Here is a 266-nt window from a genome sequence, read left to right as displayed (position 1 = left end):
ATAGCTCAACCAGAAGTAAAAGGATATTATCTTCAAACACAACTTTTATACGATAGATACGTAGGTATAGGAAAACCAGCTATAGCCTTTAGATACGAGCAAGATGAAGATAAAAATTACTACGTAGACCCAAGCACCAACGGATTTACCGATGCAAAGATTGGACTTTTTAGCACAGCTATCGATTATTACATATCTGGTTTAAATGCAAACGTTGGATTAGAAGCCACGAGAGTAGTGCCAAATGCAAGCCTTATAGGTGCTAC

1 pseudogene is annotated in these 266 nt (G+C 37.6%); it reads left to right on the top strand.

Features of this window, described 5'->3' with window-relative positions:
• A pseudogene (locus ACYQZV_RS09175) lies at positions 1-266 on the top strand (short chain amide porin); the annotation flags it as partial.

It is taken from the genome of Hydrogenobaculum acidophilum (assembly GCF_054656715.1).
This window is presented reverse-complemented; position numbering and strand designations above follow the sequence as displayed.